This is a genomic window from Streptomyces sp. NBC_00846, assembly GCF_045207325.1.
In the GTDB taxonomy this organism is placed as follows: Bacteria; Actinomycetota; Actinomycetes; order Streptomycetales; family Streptomycetaceae; genus Streptomyces.
The window spans coordinates 6,020,643-6,039,995 of sequence record NZ_CP108846.1 but is presented as its reverse complement, the minus strand read 5'-3'; the positions used below and the strand labels follow the sequence as shown (position 1 = coordinate 6,039,995).

The 19,353-nt window shown below is 65.8% G+C and carries 17 protein-coding genes and 1 pseudogene; 11 read left to right on the top strand and 7 right to left on the bottom strand.

Annotation, left to right across the window (positions count from 1 at the left end; translation table 11 throughout):
* Window positions 1-10: 10 nt before the first annotated feature.
* The 3 genes from gltX to OG936_RS27810 form a co-directional block, all read right to left on the bottom strand.
* Window positions 11-1,378 carry a glutamate--tRNA ligase gene (gene gltX, locus OG936_RS27820; protein ID WP_406500637.1) on the bottom strand — a complete coding sequence of 456 codons (1,368 nt, stop codon included), beginning with the start codon at window positions 1,376-1,378 and terminating at the stop codon, window positions 11-13.
* A gap of 131 nt (window positions 1,379-1,509) precedes the next feature.
* On the bottom strand, window positions 1,510-1,935 hold the full coding sequence (locus OG936_RS27815; protein ID WP_406498322.1) for a restriction endonuclease: 426 nt from the start codon (window positions 1,933-1,935) through the stop codon (window positions 1,510-1,512).
* Window positions 1,936-1,970: 35 nt separating this feature from the next.
* On the bottom strand, window positions 1,971-2,129 hold the full coding sequence (locus tag OG936_RS27810; RefSeq protein WP_406498321.1) for a hypothetical protein: 159 nt from the start codon (window positions 2,127-2,129) through the stop codon (window positions 1,971-1,973).
* Window positions 2,130-2,451: 322 nt separating this feature from the next.
* Here OG936_RS27810 and OG936_RS27805 point away from each other — a divergent pair, with 322 nt between their 5' ends.
* Window positions 2,452-2,673: a hypothetical protein gene (locus tag OG936_RS27805; protein WP_406498319.1), complete on the top strand. Its 222-nt coding sequence runs from the start codon at window positions 2,452-2,454 to the stop codon at window positions 2,671-2,673.
* Window positions 2,674-3,352: 679 nt separating this feature from the next.
* Here OG936_RS27805 and OG936_RS27800 read toward each other — a convergent pair.
* Both OG936_RS27800 and OG936_RS27795 read right to left on the bottom strand, forming a co-directional pair.
* Window positions 3,353-4,060 carry an HAD family hydrolase gene (locus OG936_RS27800; protein WP_406498317.1) on the bottom strand — a complete coding sequence of 236 codons (708 nt, stop codon included), beginning with the start codon at window positions 4,058-4,060 and terminating at the stop codon, window positions 3,353-3,355.
* Window positions 4,057-5,469: a helix-turn-helix domain-containing protein gene (locus tag OG936_RS27795; RefSeq protein ID WP_406498315.1), complete on the bottom strand. Its 1,413-nt coding sequence runs from the start codon at window positions 5,467-5,469 to the stop codon at window positions 4,057-4,059. Before OG936_RS27795 ends, OG936_RS27800 begins: the two co-directional genes overlap by 4 nt.
* Window positions 5,470-6,147: 678 nt before the next feature.
* Here OG936_RS27795 and OG936_RS27790 point away from each other — a divergent pair.
* From OG936_RS27790 to OG936_RS27760, 7 genes are all read left to right on the top strand, one after another.
* Window positions 6,148-7,386 carry a sensor histidine kinase gene (locus tag OG936_RS27790; RefSeq protein WP_406498313.1) on the top strand — a complete coding sequence of 413 codons (1,239 nt, stop codon included), beginning with the start codon at window positions 6,148-6,150 and terminating at the stop codon, window positions 7,384-7,386.
* Window positions 7,387-7,460: 74 nt separating this feature from the next.
* Window positions 7,461-7,946: a roadblock/LC7 domain-containing protein gene (locus tag OG936_RS27785; protein ID WP_406498311.1), complete on the top strand. Its 486-nt coding sequence runs from the start codon at window positions 7,461-7,463 to the stop codon at window positions 7,944-7,946.
* Complete coding sequence (locus OG936_RS27780) at window positions 7,924-8,328, top strand: DUF742 domain-containing protein (protein WP_406498309.1); 405 nt, start codon at window positions 7,924-7,926, stop codon at window positions 8,326-8,328. Before OG936_RS27785 ends, OG936_RS27780 begins: the two co-directional genes overlap by 23 nt.
* Window positions 8,318-8,920, top strand: coding sequence for a GTP-binding protein (locus tag OG936_RS27775; RefSeq protein WP_406498307.1), 603 nt, complete (start codon window positions 8,318-8,320; stop codon window positions 8,918-8,920). Before OG936_RS27780 ends, OG936_RS27775 begins: the two co-directional genes overlap by 11 nt.
* Window positions 8,917-9,453, top strand: a complete 537-nt coding sequence (locus OG936_RS27770; protein ID WP_406498306.1) for a GAF domain-containing protein — start codon at window positions 8,917-8,919, stop codon at window positions 9,451-9,453. Before OG936_RS27775 ends, OG936_RS27770 begins: the two co-directional genes overlap by 4 nt.
* A gap of 52 nt (window positions 9,454-9,505) precedes the next feature.
* On the top strand, window positions 9,506-10,675 hold the full coding sequence (locus OG936_RS27765; RefSeq protein WP_406498304.1) for an acyl-CoA dehydrogenase family protein: 1,170 nt from the start codon (window positions 9,506-9,508) through the stop codon (window positions 10,673-10,675).
* Window positions 10,676-11,104: 429 nt separating this feature from the next.
* A complete protein-coding gene (locus tag OG936_RS27760; RefSeq protein WP_406498302.1) occupies window positions 11,105-12,355 on the top strand; it encodes a cytochrome P450 in 1,251 nt (416 codons plus the stop codon).
* Window positions 12,356-13,418: 1,063 nt separating this feature from the next.
* On the opposite strand, the gene OG936_RS27755 is transcribed toward OG936_RS27760, so the two are convergent.
* A complete protein-coding gene (locus OG936_RS27755; protein ID WP_406498301.1) occupies window positions 13,419-14,048 on the bottom strand; it encodes a hypothetical protein in 630 nt (209 codons plus the stop codon).
* A 29-nt stretch (window positions 14,049-14,077) separates the two neighbouring features.
* Between OG936_RS27755 and OG936_RS27750 the strand changes: the two genes are divergently transcribed.
* Window positions 14,078-15,979 carry a glycoside hydrolase family 15 protein gene (locus OG936_RS27750; protein WP_406498299.1) on the top strand — a complete coding sequence of 634 codons (1,902 nt, stop codon included), beginning with the start codon at window positions 14,078-14,080 and terminating at the stop codon, window positions 15,977-15,979.
* A gap of 50 nt (window positions 15,980-16,029) precedes the next feature.
* On the opposite strand, the pseudogene OG936_RS27745 reads toward OG936_RS27750, so the two are convergent.
* Window positions 16,030-16,383: pseudogene (locus tag OG936_RS27745) on the bottom strand (sugar nucleotide-binding protein); the annotation flags it as partial.
* 610 nt (window positions 16,384-16,993) lie between these two features.
* On the opposite strand from OG936_RS27745, the gene OG936_RS27740 reads away from it, so the two are divergent.
* Window positions 16,994-17,632: a hypothetical protein gene (locus OG936_RS27740; RefSeq protein ID WP_406498297.1), complete on the top strand. Its 639-nt coding sequence runs from the start codon at window positions 16,994-16,996 to the stop codon at window positions 17,630-17,632.
* Between the two features lie 1,133 nt (window positions 17,633-18,765).
* On the top strand, window positions 18,766-19,344 hold the full coding sequence (locus tag OG936_RS27735) for a hypothetical protein (protein ID WP_406498295.1): 579 nt from the start codon (window positions 18,766-18,768) through the stop codon (window positions 19,342-19,344).
* The last annotated feature ends 9 nt before the right edge of the window (window positions 19,345-19,353 follow it).

Sequence of the window (19,353 nt, the reverse complement as noted above, 5' to 3'; positions counted from 1 at the left end):
CCGGCTACGCCTATGCGGCCAGCTTCTTGGCCGCGGCGTCCAGACGGGCCAGCACACGGTCCCGGCCGAGCAGCTCCATGGACTCGAACAGCGGGAGTCCGATCGTTCGGCCGGTGACCGCGACCCGGACGGGTGCCTGGGCCTTGCCCAACTTCAGCCCGTGCTTCTCACCGACGGTGAGCAGGACGGCCTTCAGGTCGTCCGCCTTCCAGTCTGTGACGGTGGCCAGTTCGGCACGGGCGTCACGCAGGACGTCGCTGGCGCCCGCCTTCATCGCCTTGTTCCACGACGCCTCGTCCTCGACCGGCTCGTCGAGGAACAGGAAGTCCACGTAGCTGGTGATCTCCGACAGCAGCGCAAGCCGCGTCTGGGCCAACGGCGCCACCGTCTCGAAGACGGCCCCGTCGAATGCCTCCGGCTGCCACGGCGCGTACGGGGCGACGAGCCACGGCGCGCACGCCGCGGCGAACTGCTCCGGCGCCAAGGCGCGGATGTAGTCGCCGTTGAACGCCGTCAGCTTCTTCACGTCGAAGAACGCCGGGGCGGTGTTGACGTCCTCGATCCGGAAAATCTGCTCCAGCTCCTCGTACGGCATGATCTCCCGGTCGCCGCCCGGGCCCCAGCCGAGCAGCATGAGGTAGTTCACCATCGCCTCGGGCAGGAACCCCTCACCGAGGTAGTCCTCCAGCGCCACCTTGTCGCGGCGCTTGGACAGCTTCTGCCGCTTCTCGTTCACGATCACCGGCAGGTGCGCCCACACCGGCGGTTTGGCGCCGAGCGCCTCCCACAGCAGCTGCTGCTTCGGCGTGTTCGACAGGTGCTCCTCGCCCCGGATGACCTGTGTAATGCCCTCGTCCAGGTCGTCGACCACGTTCGCGATCAGGAAGACCGGAGACCCGTCACCGCGGGCGATCACGAAGTCCTCGATCGCGCTGTTCGGGAACGCCGGTTCCCCGCGGACCAGGTCGACCACGACGGTCTCGCCCTCGTCCGGTGTCCGGAACCGCAGCGCACGGCCTTCCTCGAAGGCCAGCCCCCGGTCCCGGCAGAACCCGTCGTACCCGAGGTGCTCCGACCCCGTGCGCTCCTTCAGCTGCTCCCGGGTGCAGTCGCAGTAGTACGCCCGGCCGGCCGCGAAGAGCTGCTGAGCGGCCTCGCTGTGTCGGTCGGCGTTGTGCGACTGGAAGTACGGCCCCTCGAACGCGGAGTCCTCGCTGTGGATGCCGATCGCGGCCAGAGCGCTGATGATGCCGTCGATCCACTCCGGCTTGTTCCGGGCCGCGTCGGTGTCCTCGATCCGCAGGACGAACGTGCCGCCGGACTGTCGTGCGACCGCCCAGTTGTAGAGAGCGGACCGTGCACCACCGACATGGAACATGCCGGTCGGGGACGGGGCGAAACGAACGCGAACTGGGGCAGTAGACATGCGCTCCAGGGTACCGATGCCGGACACCCACCCCGGCCACTCCACCCACTCCGGAGCCGTCGTTTTCCGGCCGTCTGCGGCTCCTACTCGTACGTCTCCTTCCATCGAGCCCGATGCTGGCGGTCGCCTTGCCCCGAACCGTTCACCACACCGAGCGACTGCAACGAGGCGCCGCTGTTCCACAGACCGAGGTGATCACGGTGGACGGCGAGGGTGTTGTTCTCCGTGGCGAACCTCTCAGCCGGCCCACTGAAGTACGTCGTGGCCACAAAGATCGCCGCGTCGACCTTGAAGTGCACCTTCGCCCCGAGAAGGTCACGGACCTCCCGGCTGGGGATCTTGCTCTTCGGCGTGTAGCGCGCGGAGTGGATCATCATGCTCCGACCATCAGGAAGTCGCCCCAGCACGTCCGCGCCGTTGTCGTGGGAGCCGCCGACTCTCCGCACGTCGCTGCATCCGTCCCGCCGGCAGAGGCCCACCACGAAGTCCTCGAACTCCGTACCCGTCATCGCATCGACCTCGGTGAGCGTCCGGTGCCCGGCCTTTACTGCCTCGTCCTGCCGCCACCGCCGTCGCCGCCCTTGATCAGCCGATCCGTCCGCCACATCCACCACCCGCCGACAACAGCGCCGCCGAAAACGAGCGCGCCCACGAGATACGGCCAGATCACCGCCCAGAACACCACCAGCAAGGCGACGATCACGCCCCACCGACGGCGCTGGCCTTGAGCTGTCGCTGGCGCCCCTTCCGCGCGGCCGATCCTCGCCGCTTCCGTGCTGCTGCCATGGCCCTTCTCTTGTCCAGCGCAGCAGTTTCGGGAAGCTCGAAGGAGCTGGGAACGGCGCCGTTCAGCCAATGGCCGATGTCATCCCGCCCACGCTGAGTCGGAAGAGAGGACAAACAACACGGGGGCCAGCACGTGCGTCGAATCCTGCGCCCGAGAGGACCTGACGTCCGGCATCGATATCACCCCCGACGGCTTCGAGGAGTACCTGCGTGTAGAACTCGGACTCCAGGCGCAGGCCATGCCGCCCTTCCAGCGCGTCCGCTACGACGTCCAGTGCGAGTCGATGCGTACCGGCCACGTCTACGGCATCTTCTTCGACCGCTGCTCCCTCCTGACGGCACCCGAGGTGCTGCTCTCGCAGTGTGAGCTGGAATACAGACGCTCGCGCAGCGTGTTGGACCACGACGCGGACGAGGTGCTGCGCGAGATGGAGCGCATCGATGACTGGCTCCGCAGCTAGCTCGCCGCCCGCGGATGGGCCCAGCAGCACACCTTCTACTCCAAGCGCAGCTTCCTGCGCGACGCCATCACCGCCAGACCGGAACTGGCCCTGCCGGTCACCGCCCCCGCGCCCCGCAGTGCGGACAGGGAAGGTGGCCGGTCATGACGGAGACCGCGAACAAGCTGTACGCCGCCGCCCTTGACGTACTCCGTGAACCGGCGCTCAGGTCCTCACCGAGAGCCCTCTCGCCCAGTGGTGGGCTTCGCTGCTCTCGCGGACCCTCGCATCGAGGCACTGACGGATCCCGAAGCGGCCGTCGCGGTCAAGTACGTCGCGACGTACCGCCGCAAGATGCGCCCCGGGTGATGGCCAAGATCGAGGAGTTCGCCGCTGGCCGAGCCGACATGGTGCTGCTGGCCAACCGGCGGCAGACGCGCCGCTGGCTCCGGAAGGTCACCGCCGAGCAATCCTGAGCGCCCCGCTCCCCTTTTCGGCCAACCCGATTCACTCGGAGATGGCCTCAAGTCCTGGATGATCCCTCCACCACCCCAATCGAACAGCAGCTGCTCGGCATGCCAGACCGCAACAAGGCCAGCGCCCGCCCGCCGACAGGTCGGCACGCTGACCAGCCGCCGACCCTGCTACTTCACGAACGACTCTGGCCATAATGGGGGTCTGGAGTGCGGCGTGGTCACGATCACCTCGCATCGAGTGCGTGGATGGCCGCGAGGATAGCCTCAGCATCATTGAGGTCTGTCAGTACCTTGTCCGCACCAGCAAGCGACAGTTGGTCAGCAGTTGTGGTGCCTGACGCCACAGCAATGATGCGAGCGCCACCCTGCCGACCAGTTCTGACGTCTTCGAGCGAGTCGCCGATGATCACCGTATTGTCACGGGTGAACTCGTGCCCGTACTTGCCTCTCGCCCGCGCTTGGGCTACGCCGACCAGTGCAGGACGGTACTGGTCATCCGAGCTGTAGCCGCCCACCTCCATGTCGACGTAGTTATGGAGACCGAAGGTACGGAGCTTGGTCTCCGCGCTGCCCCGCAAGTTGCCCGTGACGACGGTCGGCACGAGCCCTGCCGTTTCAGACACAGCGGACAGGGCTTCAACTGCACCTGGCATGAGAACGCCTTCACTCCTGAGTTCATCGGCGTGATCGGCCAGGCGTTCCGGCAGGAGCTGAACGATGCGCCGTGTGTGCTCATCAACCACGGCGTCGGCTACGCCGTTATCTGTCAGCAGTTGCCGCACGGCGAGCGGCATGGTCACGCCCGTCCCTCGGGCAGGTAGTACCTGAGCCCTCCTACCGACAACCTCTTCGAAGACCTTTTGGTAGACGAGCCGGTCGACACCGCCGACATACAGCAGTGTCCGATCGATGTCCCACAGGACCAATATCACGGGCTGGGCACTCCTCGCACTGTCCGGCCCCGCTCCAGGAGATCGCGGGCGTAAGGGGTGTTGGCCATGGGACGGACTTCGTCGAGCATGGTGCTGATGTGGTCGGTCAGGCGTGCCGAGTCGACGCGCTCGGCCATGTCAAGTGCCCTATGACCGGCTGCGCACCCTGCCTCTGGGTCACCCGTCCGCATGTGCGCAGTGGCCTCGCGGGCTAGGAACTGTGCGCACGTACGTGTCTCGTCGGGATTCATGGCACAGCGAGCGCCCGCGAACGACCGGGTCGCGCCTTGGAAGTCGCCGAGGTCCAAGAGGCAACTCCCGCGTTGGCCGTGGATCTCACCAGGGTTGATCCAGTACAGCCAGTGTGGGTCGTCTTCACCCGCCCCAAGTGCGCACAACTCCTCCGCCCGGTCTAGGACGTTTCGCGCTTGCCGATCCTCGCCGATCTTTGCGTGGCCGCGAGCCTGACGTGTGCACAGCATTGCTTCCAGGGCGGGCGCATTGAGCCCCCGCAGCTTCTGCCGCGCAGCTTGCGCTGCTCCGACCGCTTCTCTCGGGGAACCGGTTGAGTAGCCGTGAATGGCGATGTACGAGAGCGCGCCGGCCCCTAGCCGGACATCTTGAGCCGTGCGCGCTGCGCGGAGCGCGGCCAAAAAGTAAGCCTGCGCCTGGTCGTGCGCACCCGCGTCGAAGTGGAACCAGCCGGCCTGGATGCTCGTATCAGCGATGACCGCCGCAAGGTTCCGTCCTGTGGCGTCGCTGTAACTGCTGGACCTTCCGATACCTCGCATAAAGTCGAGATGTGCCTTCGCGGTCTGCGCCAGGCCGCCGCTGCCGTCTTTAGCGTCTGTCATTCGCAGAGCGTCAGTTGTGGACTGTACGGCACTCAGCAGAGCGGTCCCGATCCTGGCACCCGGCTCAGGCAGCTCGACGTCTTCCTCGGGTTCCGGCTCCGTGGTACTCCACTGAAAGACATGCCCCATCAGCTCGGCACCGCTGAGTGCCAGAAAGCCTCGCCGGTTCACCGCCCCACCTCCTGCCGCAACGTCCAGTGCGGCCACCATACGGTCCGCCGTCCAGGGCAACATCGGGTCGAGATCGACGTAAGGTACACATTCCGAACGATTCTGACCGATCAAGGGCGCAATAAGGTCAACAGCGAGGTCGTCCGGCATGGACAGACCCGACAAGAAGTCAACGATGGCCTCACGGGCAGAGAGCGAGTACGTGCCCCTCTCAAGCTGCGAGACGTAGGGCTGACTTAACCCCGTCAGCAGGGCGATGTGTCGTTGCTTCAGCGATGTCGCTTCCCTGATGAGCTTGCTGATGGCGCCGAAGTCCCATGTCTGCAGCGCCCTACGTACGCGCTGGTCCCGCCACGCGTGGTCGGGCACCTGCGGGTACGACATCCGAGCACACGGGGCGCAGACACTCGTGGGGTTGTACTGGCTCACCTGACTGCCGCACTGCAGGCATCTACGGACTTCTCTCTGCACTTCGATCCCCCTTTCGACAGCGTCCGAACGTCCAACTCTGCCTGCAGCACACCTTATTGGGATCCCAATATTGGTAACCCAATATTCGCCATAGCCGGAACAGCTCAGACTGTCCGTGTGACCGACGGCGATGCCCTTCATTGGTTGCCGCATTGAGCCTGCTTGCGCACGGTCACACCCTTAGACCGCCACCAGGGTCACAAGTCCCGCCCCGCACGCCGCACCCCCGTCGGCTACGGTCCGGCACTCCGACACTGGTGGCTCCCGCTTCAGTACCTCGCCCCGGGGATTCCCATGCATCGCCGTTCACACCGAATGTCTGCCGAGCACCGACGCGGCCTGAACCACGAACAGGTCCTTCGATCCAGGCTGATTCGCCTGGCGGTACTGCCCGCGCTGGCTGTGGGCATCATCCTCGGCGCCATATGGGCAACCCGCGTCCTGACTGATTCAGCCACGGCGTGGATATTGGCCGGGGCGGGGCTGGTGTGCGCCGGCGTAGGTTTCGGGGCTCGCCGTTCAGCACACGCTGTCGCTGTCGAGATACTCCGACTTCAGGCGGATGAGCGGGCGAAGGCCCACCAGTGGCTGATGCGGTACAAGGAAGATGTCCAGGAGATCCGCAAGGGCGTAGGGCAGTTGCTTGGCCAGGCTGACCAAGCGGAGGACTCCCACGCCCAAACGTTCGTTTTGATGTCTGAAGAGGCAGCCGACTCCTTCGCCGGTCTCGCTCACCTGCTGAGCCACACAAGGGCTGCCGCAGCGCAGGCGGTGACCGGTCTAGCAGCGGAGCGGTCAGCCACACGCGATCCGCAGGCGGAAGCCGATGCCTTCGTGCACATTGCCCGGCGCCTTCACGCGCTGGTCAGCAGGACCCTTGTCGCATTGTCCGACCTGGAAGCCGGCGTCGAGGACCCCGACCTTATGCACGCGCTCTTTGTCATCGATCACCTGGTCACCCGGAGTCGGCGCGCTACGGAGAGCATCGCTGTCCTGGGCGGGCACGTCCCCCGAACGGCTGACAAGCCGCTGTCGCTCGTGGCCGTGACACGCCAGGCCGTGCAAGAGATCGAGCAGTATCCCCGCGTCCGACTGCATCCGCCGACACCGGACGTCGCCCATCTGTCCCTTCCCGGGTACGCCGGACCTGACGTAGTCCACCTGCTCGCTGAACTGGTGGAAAACGCCGCTAAGTTCTCTCCCCCGACCACTCAAGTGCTGATACGAGTTGACCAGGCACCTGCGGGGCTGGCCATCGAGATCGAGGACCGTGGTCTGCCAATGTCTTCGGACCGGCTGAAGCAGATGAACCAGTTGCTCACCTTCCCAGAGGAGATCGACCTCGCCGAGCGGCTGAGACAGGGGTGCATCGGGCTGCTCGTCGCTGCCAGGCTCGCGCGGCGGCACCACATCAAGATTGCGCTGGGCCCGAGCCTGCTCGGCGGCACCAAGGCAGTCGTTGTCATACCCAGCGCGCTGCTTGTCCGCACGGCAGCCAGGCCACAGCCGCAGGCCGAGATGGCTCCTCCCTCAGCCCCCCAACCCCTCAAGGCACGCGCGACGGAAGCTCTGGCACACCAGCAGCCTGCCCCCGCGACAGGAGCAGCTCCCCCGCCTCAACGCCGGAGCAGCTCCGTGCCAGGGCACTCGGCATCGAGGGATAGACCGGCCCTCCCCCGGCGCAGCGATGCGCAGCGCCCGATGGGCGCGGACACGGATGTCAGTCGCCGGGAGGCGCCGTCCGGTGGGGCAAGCGTCGGCTTGATGGCCAGCTATACAGCTGGTATCCAGCGCGCGATGCCGCCTGGCAACGGGGCCGCGAAGACCTGAGTACCTCACCAGTCCACCGCAGGTCAGTTGCGCCCGTCCCCGAGGGGCTGGGCACTCACCGTATGGAGTATCCGATGAAGCAGGAAATGACTGTGCAACAGCCGGTTTCGCTGGACTGGCTGCTCGACGATTTCACGGGACGCGTACCGGGGGTTTGGAGTGCTGTACTCGCCTCCAACGACGGCATCCGATTGTCCCACTCGCAGATGGCAGATATCACCGCTGAGTCCGTGGCCGCCCGAATGACTGGGCTCTATTCCCTGGGGAACGGTCTCGGCAGTGTTGTTGGCGAGCCGGAGAGCAAAGGCGGGGTGAAGCAGGTCGTCATTGAGCACGATGCAACCTCGCTCTTCGTAATGAGTGCCGGCAGAGGGTTGCCTGCCGGGGCGATGCGACCGGGAACTGATCCGGACACCGTGGGGACGCTACTGGGCGTGCTGGCGAAGCCTGACGCCGATATGGGCCTGATCGGGTACGAGATGGGTCTCCTGATCAATTCGGTCGCCCAACACCTCGTCATCCCGACCCGGCGAGGCGATGCCTCCGTCATCGGCCACTGACATGGCTGGTCTGGACGGAGATCCGTGGGCCACCGAGGCCGACTCGGACGTGCGCCCCTACGCGATCACAGGAGGCCGGACCCGACCCCGTCACAACCTGCGGTTGGTCACCCTGTTGCTGGCCGGAGTCGCCTCGCCTCCCCGTGGCCTCATGCCCGAAGCAGAGCGAACCTTCACGCTGTGCTGCAGCGAGCCGCGTTCGGTCGCGGAAATCGCTGGCACGTTGCGACAGCCCGTACAGGTCGCCAAGGTCCTCGTGTCCGACCTCATCGAAATCGGCGCCCTCACCATAGCTGCGTCCGACACGTCCCCTGACCCGGACATGCAACTGCTTTGGAAGCTCCGTGACGCTCTGCACAGGAAGTGGCCCGATGCTGCCTGACCGCGCCGCGGCCCCCGTGCTGTTGAAGATCGTCATCGCCGGCGGGTTCGGAGTCGGGAAGACCACCATGGTCGGCGCCGTCAGCGACATCCCGCCTCTGGCAACGGAGGAGGTGCTGACCAAAGCCAGCAGTGCAACCGACAGCCTGGCAGGAGTGGAGTCCAAGACCACCACGACCGTATCCATGGATTTTGGCCGCATCACCTTTCCCGAGCCCGACCCGCTGATCCTCTACATCTTCGGCACCCCGGGCCAGGACCGTTTTCTCTTCACCTGGGCCGAACTGGCCCAAGGAGCGATCGGCGCCGTGGTCCTGGCCGACACCCGCCGACTCGCTGACAGCTTCACGGCAATCAGTTACTTCGAGCAGCGCCGCATGCCATTCCTCGTTGCAGTCAACGAGTTCGACGGTGCACATCGGTATACGGAGGACGAGGTGCGTGACGCCCTTGACCTATCCGACGAGGCACCAGTCCTCAGCTGCAACGCACGTGACCCCCAGTCTGCAGCCGCCGTACTCAAGCACCTCGTGGACTACGCCCTGTCTCTTGCCAAGCCCCGCCTCCCCTCTGCTCCAGGAGCCTTCTTGTGACCTTCGATCACGATTCCGGCCTCAGTACGCTTGCCCCGGACATCGAACTCCCCGCACGCGTGGGGCTTCTGCACCGCCTCGGCCTCGGCGAGCCCGATCCGGAGTTCGACGCCTTCGCGGCCGACCTCGCCCACGCCGCCGGTGTGCCGTACGCCATGGTCAACCTCGTCACCAACGAGCAGAGCTTCGTCGGATTGCACAGCCCGAGCGATGGAGACATCCCCGCCGTCGGCCGGACCATGGCCCGCAATCACGGCTACTGCCCCGAAGTCGTCAGCAGGCGGCTGCCTTTGGTGCTGCCCGACGTGACCGCCTACCCGCGCTTCGCCGGCAATGAGGTGGTCGACCTCATCGGTATCCGTACCTATGCGGGCGCCCCACTCATCCACGAGCCCACCGGGATCGTCCTGGGCACCGTGTGCTTCGTGGGCCCGGAGGAACGTCCGCTCTCGACCGGCCAGGCGTCGCTCGACCTCATCAAAAACCGACGCAACCAACTCATGGACGTCATCTACCGCCGCAGCAATCAGTAGCCGACCAGCCCAGCCGCACATGCCGTTGCTCACCTAGAAGGAGAGGAAGAGGATGCCGATGTGGCCACTGACGGAGGATCACGAGCGGCTGCGTCTGCTCGTGCGGGAGTTCGCTAAGGCCGAAGTCGCGCCGCGCGTCGCAGAGATGGAGGCAACGCAGGCCGTCGAGCGTGAGGTCTCCGCGCTGATCGCGAAACAGGGCTGGATCGGAGCGACGATCGACACGCAGTACGGCGGAATGGGTGCCGGCCACCTCGCCAAAACCCTGATCATCGAGGAACTTTCGTGCGTTAGCCCGGCTATGGGGGCCGTGATCCAAGCGTCCCAGCTCGGCGCAGCGAAGATCATTCGATACGGGAACAACTGGCAGAGGCGTGAATGGCTTCCCCGCATCGCTGATGGGTCCTGCCTGCCCACTATCGCCGTGACCGAACCGGGATCCGGCGGGCACGTCCTCGGCATGCAGGCCACTGCCAAGCGAGAGGGCTCCGAATACGTTCTGAACGGCCGGAAATGCTACGTCGGCAACGCACACATCGGTGACGTCCACGGGGTCGTTGTCCGCACTGGATCCGGATCGAAAGGTCTGTCGGCGTTCCTCGTCGAGGAGGACCGGGATGGCCTGTCTCTCCTTCCGCATGAGCCCGCCATGGGGCTGAGAGGGTTCAGCTGCGGCGAGCTTGTCCTGGAGGAGTGCCGAATACCGGCATCCAATCGCATCGGACGTGAGGGAGATGGTCTCGCAATCGCCTACTCCTCCAGCGTGCTCTACGGCCGCCCCAATTTAACTGCAGTATCGCTCGGCATCCACCAGGCCCTCGTGGATGAAACTGTTCGCTTCGCTCAGGACCGCCAGCGCTACGGCGGACCGTTGTCGGATCTGCCTACCATCCGGGGCAAACTCGGACAGATGCAGTCCAGACTTATGAACGCCCGGATGCTCGCCTATCACGCCGTGCACCTCCTGGACCAAGGCACGGCGTGCGATGCGGATCTCATCAACGCCAAGTACATCGGCGTCGAGACAGCGCTCGACTCGGCCCGAACCGCAATGGAGATCCATGCAGCAGCCGGGCTCCAGACCAACCGGCCCATCGAACGGCTCGTGCGCGACGCCTTCCATACCTACGCACCTGCCGGAACCGGGGACATTCAGCTGCTGCGACTGGCCGAAACCGCCCTCGGAAAGACACACAGCGACTGGTCCGCCCCCACCAACTGAGACCGAAAGGCATAACGCCCCACCAGCCGAACGGCCCCCATTGAATACGCCCGCGCCGCCGCCACTCACCACGGACGAGCCGGACAATCAGTGCCGATCTGCGCGCGCAGACAGCCACGGGCACTTCGCGGACTCTGACGTCACAGTGCCCCAGAAGCCGCATTTCAATGGCAAACGACGTCGGCGAGGACGGCGCCAGCATCGTTCTGCATAGCGAGGCTACTCCAGAGCACCTGGTGCACGTCATAGAAGCGGCGGCCCGCGGAGACGACTGTGTGACCCCCGACCTGCCGGGAGCCTGCATGACCGAAATCGACGCCTAGGTCACGACAACGCGCACGAGGCGACGTCCTCTCAGGCTCTGTTCGTGGCCCTGCTGAACCAACCGATCCCCGCGCACTCACGCCTGAGCATCCAGAAGGGAAACCCATGGCGCCCAGTACATCCCTGGACCTGTTCGACGACGCCCACCTTCGCGACCCCTACCCCGCTTACGCCGCGCTGCGCGAAATGGGTCCGGCCGTACGGCTCATCAAGCAGGACGTGTGGGCGATCCCCCGCTACGCCCACGTACACGCCGTCCTGCATGACAGCAAGCACTTCGTCTCGGAGAACGGGGTAGCCCTCACCGACCTGGCCAACCGAGAGATTCTCGCCGGGACGGTCCTGGCCTCCGACGGCGACCAGCATGTCCGTCTGCGCCGGGTGCTGTCCAAGCAGCTCTCCCTCCGATCCATCAAACACCTGGAACAACAGACCCGCGCCCGGGCCGACCAGCTCGTCGACGAGCACACCCGGACCGGTACGCCCGATGCGGCGGCACTGGCCCGGCACATGGTGAGCGACACCGTGATGGGACTCATGGGACTGCCCGAAGAAGTCAGGCCCCGGCTCATCGGGAGTGCAGCCGCAACGTTCGACGTCTTCGGCCCCGAGGGCCACCGCTACCAGCAGGCCCTCCCCGCAGCGTCCGCGATGGTGGCCTTCCTCCACGAGAACGTCACCCGCGACACCGTCGCCGAGGACTCGTGGATGGGCGCCGTCTTCCGCGCGGTCGACGCCGGCGACATCCAGGAATCCGACGCGATCCCCCTCGCCTCCGCCTACACCGCCGCCGCGATCGACACCACGATCCTCGGCCTCACCGAGACCATCAGGCAGCTCGCACAGCACCCAAAGCAGTGGGCCATGCTCCGCCAGGACCCCACGCTCGCCCTAGCCGAGAACGCCTTCCACGAGGCCCTGCGCCGCGAGGCCCCGATACAGGGATTCGGACGCCTTACCGCCGAGAGAATTCAGCTGGGCGGTACATGGATCGAGGCCGGCGAACAGGTATGGCTCCTGTACGGGTCGACCGGCCGCGACACCGACAAGTGGGGGGTCGCAGCCGATACGTTCAACATCCGCCGCCCCAACGCCTCCCAGCACCTGGCCTTCGGCTCGGGCAGACATCTGTGCGCAGGCATCCCCCTGGCCCTGATGCAGGCCCGCGCACTGCTCGGAGCCCTCGCCTCCCGCTGCACGCACCTCGGACCGGCCGGCGAGCCAAACCGGGTACTGAACAACCTTCTGCGGGGCTGGTGGCGGGTTCCCATCACCGCGCAGGTGACCGAGCCAAGCCCCCGCTCCGGGCAGGCCCACCCCGCCGCCGCCACCTCACGACCAGAGCAGCCATCGTAATCCTCCAGAGCGGACGGGCTCCCCATGGTCAGCCAGGCGTACGCCATCGACGCTGGGACAGCCGCCGAACCGGCCCACGAAGACGATCGTCGAAGGCATCGAGCTGGTCTGGGTTCCTGAGCCGCAAGCACGCCAGGTAGTACGCAGACTCGACATCCTGCCAATCGACCCCGTGGGTTCCGTCATCGCCGCTGGTGGCCGCTGGGGCTCTTCGTCCCGGAAGAGTCCGCCGATCCGCTCTGGCCGACGCCCACCGAATACCTGCCCACAGGATCGACGGTGACCCTGCCGCCGCGCAACTGGCCCCACCACTGCCCAAGTTGCGGTCCGGGATGGGTCCGTCTGCGCGACAGCCGCCCTCTTAAGCAACGCAGACCGGCGCCCGCTTGGCCCAAGGAGTTCATAACCAACGACCGCCGGTTCGAAGAACCATCCGCCACCGCCACTGCCCGCCCTCCCTTTTCGTCGCGTCGCTCAGAAAGGAGCGCCTGTGCCCGCTTCCGCCGCATTACGCCCACTCAACGGGGCAGTCGGACCTCGGACCCGGCAGCCGGAGCCGCCAGCTGGAAGAGGCCGCGCTACCCGCGCCGCTGAAATGGCGGTGCTCTACGAGTCCGGCGGGTACTCACTGGCCCGCCTGGCGGACCTGTACCAGATTCCTGCCCCGAGGGTCAGTTCCACTCTCCGCAACCAGGGCGTGGAGATACGCGCCGCCTCTGCAAGGCACTCGCCAAACCCTGTCGTAGTCACCATGGCGCTCCTGTATGCGCTGGACCTCAGCATCGCCCGCGTCGGCTGGCTCTGCGGATACAAGTACGCGAAGGCACGGAAGATGCTGCTCGACGCAGGCGTGACCCTGCGAGGCCGCGGCATCCCGTTGGCCAAGGAAGCGGATGTTCCCCGTCTGGTCAGGCTGTACGACAGCAGACTGAGCATCGAGGAGGCCGGCGAACGGTGCGGACTCTCCTACGGCACGGCACGCAGCCGACTCCTCGACGCAGGCGTGACCCTGCGACCACCGTGCGTCAATCTGCACCACAAGGGCCCCGAGCTCGTCCGACCCTCAACTCCCCTGCCTGCCAGCGTCGTCGCGGCACTGCATCGGCAGGGTTTCAAGAATCACCACATCGGGCAGCTCACGGGCCGGTCCCACAACTTTGTCCATCGCCAGCTCACGCAAGAGGGCCTGCCGGCACGCGTGAGGCCGGACTCGCTGGGTGTCGACCCTACGGCGCTGATCGCTGTCTACCGAAGCGTGGCCTCCAGCAACGTCACAGCAGAGGTGCTGCACCTGAGTGCGGAGGCCGTCCTTGCCCGGCTTCGGGAGGCCGGTGAGGATCTCCTCGACGCGCCGGACCCCGAGGCCGCCCCCATACACATCCCAGAGCAGACGCCATGGAAGCAACGGGATCAGGAAATCCTCGCGCGGGCCACCCGGGGCCAGAGCACCGCCCAGATCGCAGCCGCTTTGCACGTTTCGGTCACCGAAGTGACCGACGTCATACGCGTCTACCAGCACAGAGACCGCACCACTGCTGAGATCCTCCGCCGCCGTCGTCAGGGCGAGAGCCCGGGTGTCATCGCTGTCCGGATGGGGCTGCGTCTCAACCGTGTCAATGACGTGCTCGCCAAATACTTCACCAGACGTCACCAGCGCCCCTCGGTAAGCCATGCCGCCTTTGACCTTGCCCACGCCGCATCTGACACAGCAGAGGAAGCCCCATGCCCTACACCGCCGCCACTGTGCGTTGCCCGGATGTGTCGAACCGCAGGTCTCAGGCCGGCCGCATCGAGGATTACGCACTCATCGGAGATATGCAGACCGCTGCCCTGGTCCGCCGGAACGGCGCAGTGGAGTGGTTGTGCCTGCCCCGCTTCGATTCGCACGCCGTTTTCGCGGGACTGCTGGGTACCGAGGAGCACGGCTTCTGGCGCCTGGGCCCCGCGCGGCCGGAAGGAGTGGTGCCGCCGTCCGCGGACCGCCGCCGCTACCGCGGCGATTCCCTCGTCCTGGAATCGGAGTGGGACACATCGCACGGAACAGCGGTAGTAAGCGATTTCATGCCATCACATCACGGACCGCCACGTCTGATCCGAGTCGTCGAGGGCGTCAAGGGCCGGGTGCTGATGCGTTCATCGCTGCGGCCCCGGTTCGGATACGGCCGGATCAAACCCTCAGTGGTGCATGACGGTCCACGCATCGTCGCCACTGCAGGACCCGACGCCCTCTGGCTGGACACCCTCACCGATCCCCCCACCACCACCCGTGCTCAAGACGGCACCATCGTCACCGACTTCACGATCGAGGCTGGCCAACAAGCAGCTTTCACCCTCAGTTGGGGAGTCTCCTACGCGGCACCACCGCCGCTTCCGGAACCGGAGGCCGCCCTGGAGACCACCAAGCGGTTCTGGCGTGGCTGGACGGCGAAGACCACCTACACCGGGCCGTACGAGGCCGCCGTGCGACGCTCCCTGATCACGCTCAAGGGCCTCACCTACGCCCCGACCGGCGGAATCGTGGCTGCGGCAACGACGTCGCTGCCGGAAGAGATCGGCGGCCCCCGCAACTGGGACTACCGCTTCACATGGCTGCGTGACGCCGCGTTCACCCTTTCGTCTCTGCTGCGGACCGGGCACTTGGACGAGGCACACGCTTGGCGGGAGTGGCTGCTGCGCGCCGTTGCCGGTGATCCGGAAAACCTGCAGATCATGTATGGCGTTGCGGGCGAACGGCAGCTCCCCGAGACGGAACTGGACTGGCTGCCCGGCTACGAGAACTCCAGGCCCGTACAGGTGGGCAACGGCGCTGCGGGCCAGTTCCAGCTCGACGTGTACGGCGAGGTTGCCGAGATGCTGTACATAGCGGACCTCGCGGGTCTCAGCCCTGATGACCGCACCCTGGACCTGCTGCTGGCCATGGCCCGGCAGGTCTGCCGGCTCTGGAAGAAGCCGGACGAAGGCATCTGGGAGATCCGTGGGGAGCCCCGCCACTTCGTCCACTCCAAGGTGATGGCCTGGGTCGCCCTTGACCGCATCGTCAAGATGCTGCGGCGCAGCAACCGGCGCAGCGAGGAAAGGGTCCTGGCAGCACTGCAGAAGCAGTGCGACATCATCCACGAGGATGTGTGCGCCCGGGGCTACGACCAGGAACGCAATACCTTCATCCAGTCCTACGGCTCGCACGAACTCGACGCGTCCCTCCTCCACCTGCTTCTGAGCGGATTCCTGTCGCCGGACGACAAGAGGGCCATCGGCACCGTCGAGAGCGTGCAAAGGGAACTCGCCACGCCAGACGGGTTCCTGCGCCGCTACCACACCGCCGGTGCCGATGTCGGCATGGACGGGCTGCCCGGCGACGAGGGTGCCTTCTTGATCTGCTCGTACTGGCTGGTCGAGGCGCTCGCGGTGATCGGCCGGCGCGGCGAGGCAAGGACGCTTTTCGAGCGGCTCCTCAGATTGGCCAATGACGTGGGCCTTCTCGCGGAGGAGTACGACCCCATCGGTGAGCGTCTGCTTGGAAACTTCCCGCAGGCATTCAGCCACATCGGACTGGTCCACGCCGCGCTCGCCCTGGATCCGCCCCCAAATCACAACCAGCTGATATCCCACAGTCACACGGACTGATGAGCCCATGTGCCTCACACAACAAGGACCAGATCAGAACCGGAGATAACGCCGGAGAACACCGCATCGCTGGAGACGTGGACCATGCGGCAGCCCTGTTGGGCGACGGTCATCGCCACGCGAATCGCGCCCTCGGCGGTGACCGCCCAGTCGGCCAGACCGCTGGAAGCATTGATGACGGCACAGGGCGTCACGTCCGCGATCACCTGAGCCACCTGCTCGGACTCCCGGACATCAAGGCGGTACCACCGGGCAGCCGTGGCGGCGCCAGCCCGGGTGGCAAACGTCGCGGCCGTCTCCAGCCCCGCCGCCGCAGCCTGGCGTACCAGCTCGCTGCCCAAGAAGCCGCTGCCGCCGATGATCAGGCCCTCATGGCATGCCACCGTAGGGGACGCGGACACCATCTGGCCCCACCTTCACAGCATGGTTCGCCGGACAGAACCTAGTAGGGCTGCTCCGGGTGGATCACCGGCCGAGATCGCCACGTCGCAGTAAGCCTGGACGGCGGACGCCAGTAGCACCCGCCGCTCTTCTGCCTCCCGCCTCTCAAGGGCCAGGGCATCACCGCGCCCGAGGCCATGGCCCTCACCGCCCGATTGTCCACGGGTAGATCGAAGGGATAGGCAAGCGGAAGGTGTGCTCACGTGCTCGTCCTGAACGCGCACCGCCTACGCGTCAAGATCGAAAAATGTCGTAATAGATGTGACGAAATGTCAGCTTATGAGGCATATGATAGACAGTCTTGCTATGCACATACCTCAGGCAGGCATGGTCGATATCGGGGACATACCGAGACTTGCTGAGCAGCTTTACGCTCAGCCATCGGATGACGACCTGGTCCGCGAGCCGATACCGCTTGCGCCTCAGCCGCCCGACTCTTCGGGGCAGCGGAGGAGCCGGCCTCTTCACGCGGTGTTGAGCGCCCTGACCGGGGCGATAGGCCAGCCCACGTTCTACGGCGGTAGCGCCGGAGGGCCCAGCGTCCGCTGGCGGTCTGAGGGGCAGACCCTGCTGTTGGACAGCGGGCAGGACGGGCTGCGGCTCTCGGTGCGCCGCACCGCAGAACTGGAGCGGCACGAGATGGCCGTCTTCGAGCGCGGAGTGGGCGACGATCCTGGGCAGGTTCCCCGCTACGCCGACCTTCCGTACCTGTGGCAGTTGCGTACCTCCGACCAGGGAACACCCGTCCCGCCCCCGGTCGTAGCACGCGCAGCTTCCGAATGGGTGCAGTTGGAGGAGTCTCTGCGGACCATGCTGGAAGCGTGGTCGATACAGATGCCTGAACAGCTCGGCATGGGCGACGACTGGATGGCGGCGTTCGACATCGTCAACCATGCAGACGAGGACCGCCGCCTGGTCGTACTGTTCAGCATGGAGGACGAGCTGTCCCTTCTCATTCACGACCAGGACGGCCCTGAGGTCGATGGACAAGAGGACGCGATGATGGATCGGGGATGGCGGAACTGGCTCCCCGTCCTCAGGTGGTGGCAGACGTGGTTCATGCCTGGCCCGCAGGGCGCCGCGGAGGCAGCCCGGTTGGTCGTGGAAGAGTTGCGTTTCCGCGGTGCGGACAGCCCTCGCGACCTGAGCATCACCGGTCTCAGTGGCGGCTCTCGGGGCCTGGCCCTGCCCGGCCTGAGCATCGGTCGCTGAGCGACACGCCCACAACTCCCCCACCGTGGCGCTCCAGCGCGAAGGCATTGCCATGAGCGCCTCCGCTGCACGCAACCGACGTGCAGGCGCGGCGCGGCAGAGGCGCACACCTGGGCGGGACACCTCAAAGCGCCTCATTCGCAAGGCCGTTGATGCGCTTACACAGGAGCGGTTTGCCCACAGTCGATTTGATGGGGTGTCATCAATCGTAAAGCCGAGGAGAGTTACTTCGAATTCCCGGTCTCCTTGACGCGAGAGGTAAACCCTTCTCGAAGCGGTGGCGTCAGGGGGTGAAGGATTCAGAGGCTCGGGAGAATTCCAGATCTTTTGTACTCCGGAGTCGGAGGCGACCGTTTCGACATAGGACCGGGCTCGCACGTTCTGTGGCCACTGCTCCGAATGCAGGCGTAGCTGGGCGGCTATTGGCATGACCCAGTCACTCTCCCGGTTGATTAGCTAGACTCGCACCCACTCCACCACATTGAAGCCGATATCCCAACGGGGGTCGCACAGGGCAGGCCACCATTGGCTTTCAGCGAATGCGATGACGGAACGCGGGAGCGACCCAGCGGCCATGAGGGGCTTCACGCCGTCGCGGTCCACCGTCCAGGAGCCGCTCGCCGAGCACTGGGCGATCTCCCACTCCACGTCCCGTCTTCCCAGCTCAAGCCCTTGATACCAGAGCGTGGATCCGACCTGCCGAGCAGTTGAGCAACGCCGCGCTGCGTGAGCCCTGGCCGGGATCTCGCGCCGGAGCGGGCGGTGAGGACCAGAATTCACGCCGGGTCGATCCATGCGCGGGCTGCCCCGCAATACGCTGGCGATCACCAAGGGCTTGACGTCGTTTCTAGTCACAGTCACATTACAAGATTCATGGGGCCTTGATCACATCCTGTTGGCTTCAACGTGTGCACTGAGTCGAGCTTTCCACGGGCTGGCAGGGAGATTTGCCCCATCTCGGTACGGAAGTTCCAGGACTCGGATCGATCGAGTCGCCTGCGCGGCCAGTTATGCACCGCAAGAGAGACTCTCAATTCCTTCCATCCGATTAGAGGGGGATTTTCTACCGGGCGGTAGGCGTGGGAACCTCTTGCTCTGGTTGTTGTGATGCACTGCATTGTGGGAGGACGAGGATGGGGTGGCTGGAAGCGCTGCGCTCGGGTATCGAGGCGCGCAGGCTGCATAAGGTGTGCGAGGAGAAATTGGCACACTTGCCGCTTCCCACTCCGTTCTCCGTGCCGGGCCTGGTGTCCGCGATGGAGACGGTCGGCGGGCGCGCGATTCGACTGATTCCCGTCGATGACCGGGCTGCCGATCTTCGCACCGCTTGCGGTCTGCGCCTGAAGGGGCGGAGCACCACTTACGTGCTCTACCGGCGCAGGCCCACGCCGAACCAGACCGAACACACGATCCTGCACGAGCTGGCGCACGAGTGGCTCGACCACGGCACATCGATGCCTCCGGCGCAGGTGGCGCGCTCGCTACCCGTCGGCGCACATCGGGAGCTGGCCGAGGCTCTCGGCACGGACACGGTTGTCCAGGCGCGCGCTCGGTACGACACCGCGGAGGAACGGGAGGCTGAGCTGTCAGCGTCGCTGATCAAGAGCCTGGCCCGCCATCGACGGCCTGCGGGCGAGGACCTGGTCAGCCTGCTGGAGTTGAGCCTGTCCCACCCCGTTGCCGCACCGCGGCAGTCGATCCGGCAGAAGTAGGAGTACGTG

Coding starts and splice junctions, on each gene's coding strand:
- gltX (WP_406500637.1), bottom strand. CDS start 1,378: ATGTTCCATGTCGGTGGTGCACGGTCCGCTCTCTACAACTGGGCGGTC.
- OG936_RS27815 (WP_406498322.1), bottom strand. CDS start 1,935: ATGACGGGTACGGAGTTCGAGGACTTCGTGGTGGGCCTCTGCCGGCGG.
- OG936_RS27805 (WP_406498319.1), top strand. CDS start 2,452: ATGCCGCCCTTCCAGCGCGTCCGCTACGACGTCCAGTGCGAGTCGATG.
- OG936_RS27795 (WP_406498315.1), bottom strand. CDS start 5,469: ATGTCGTACCCGCAGGTGCCCGACCACGCGTGGCGGGACCAGCGCGTA.
- OG936_RS27790 (WP_406498313.1), top strand. CDS start 6,148: ATGCGGTACAAGGAAGATGTCCAGGAGATCCGCAAGGGCGTAGGGCAG.
- OG936_RS27785 (WP_406498311.1), top strand. CDS start 7,461: ATGAAGCAGGAAATGACTGTGCAACAGCCGGTTTCGCTGGACTGGCTG.
- OG936_RS27780 (WP_406498309.1), top strand. CDS start 7,924: ATGCCTCCGTCATCGGCCACTGACATGGCTGGTCTGGACGGAGATCCG.
- OG936_RS27775 (WP_406498307.1), top strand. CDS start 8,318: ATGCTGCCTGACCGCGCCGCGGCCCCCGTGCTGTTGAAGATCGTCATC.
- OG936_RS27765 (WP_406498304.1), top strand. CDS start 9,506: ATGCCGATGTGGCCACTGACGGAGGATCACGAGCGGCTGCGTCTGCTC.
- OG936_RS27760 (WP_406498302.1), top strand. CDS start 11,105: ATGGCGCCCAGTACATCCCTGGACCTGTTCGACGACGCCCACCTTCGC.
- OG936_RS27750 (WP_406498299.1), top strand. CDS start 14,078: ATGCCCTACACCGCCGCCACTGTGCGTTGCCCGGATGTGTCGAACCGC.
- OG936_RS27735 (WP_406498295.1), top strand. CDS start 18,766: ATGGGGTGGCTGGAAGCGCTGCGCTCGGGTATCGAGGCGCGCAGGCTG.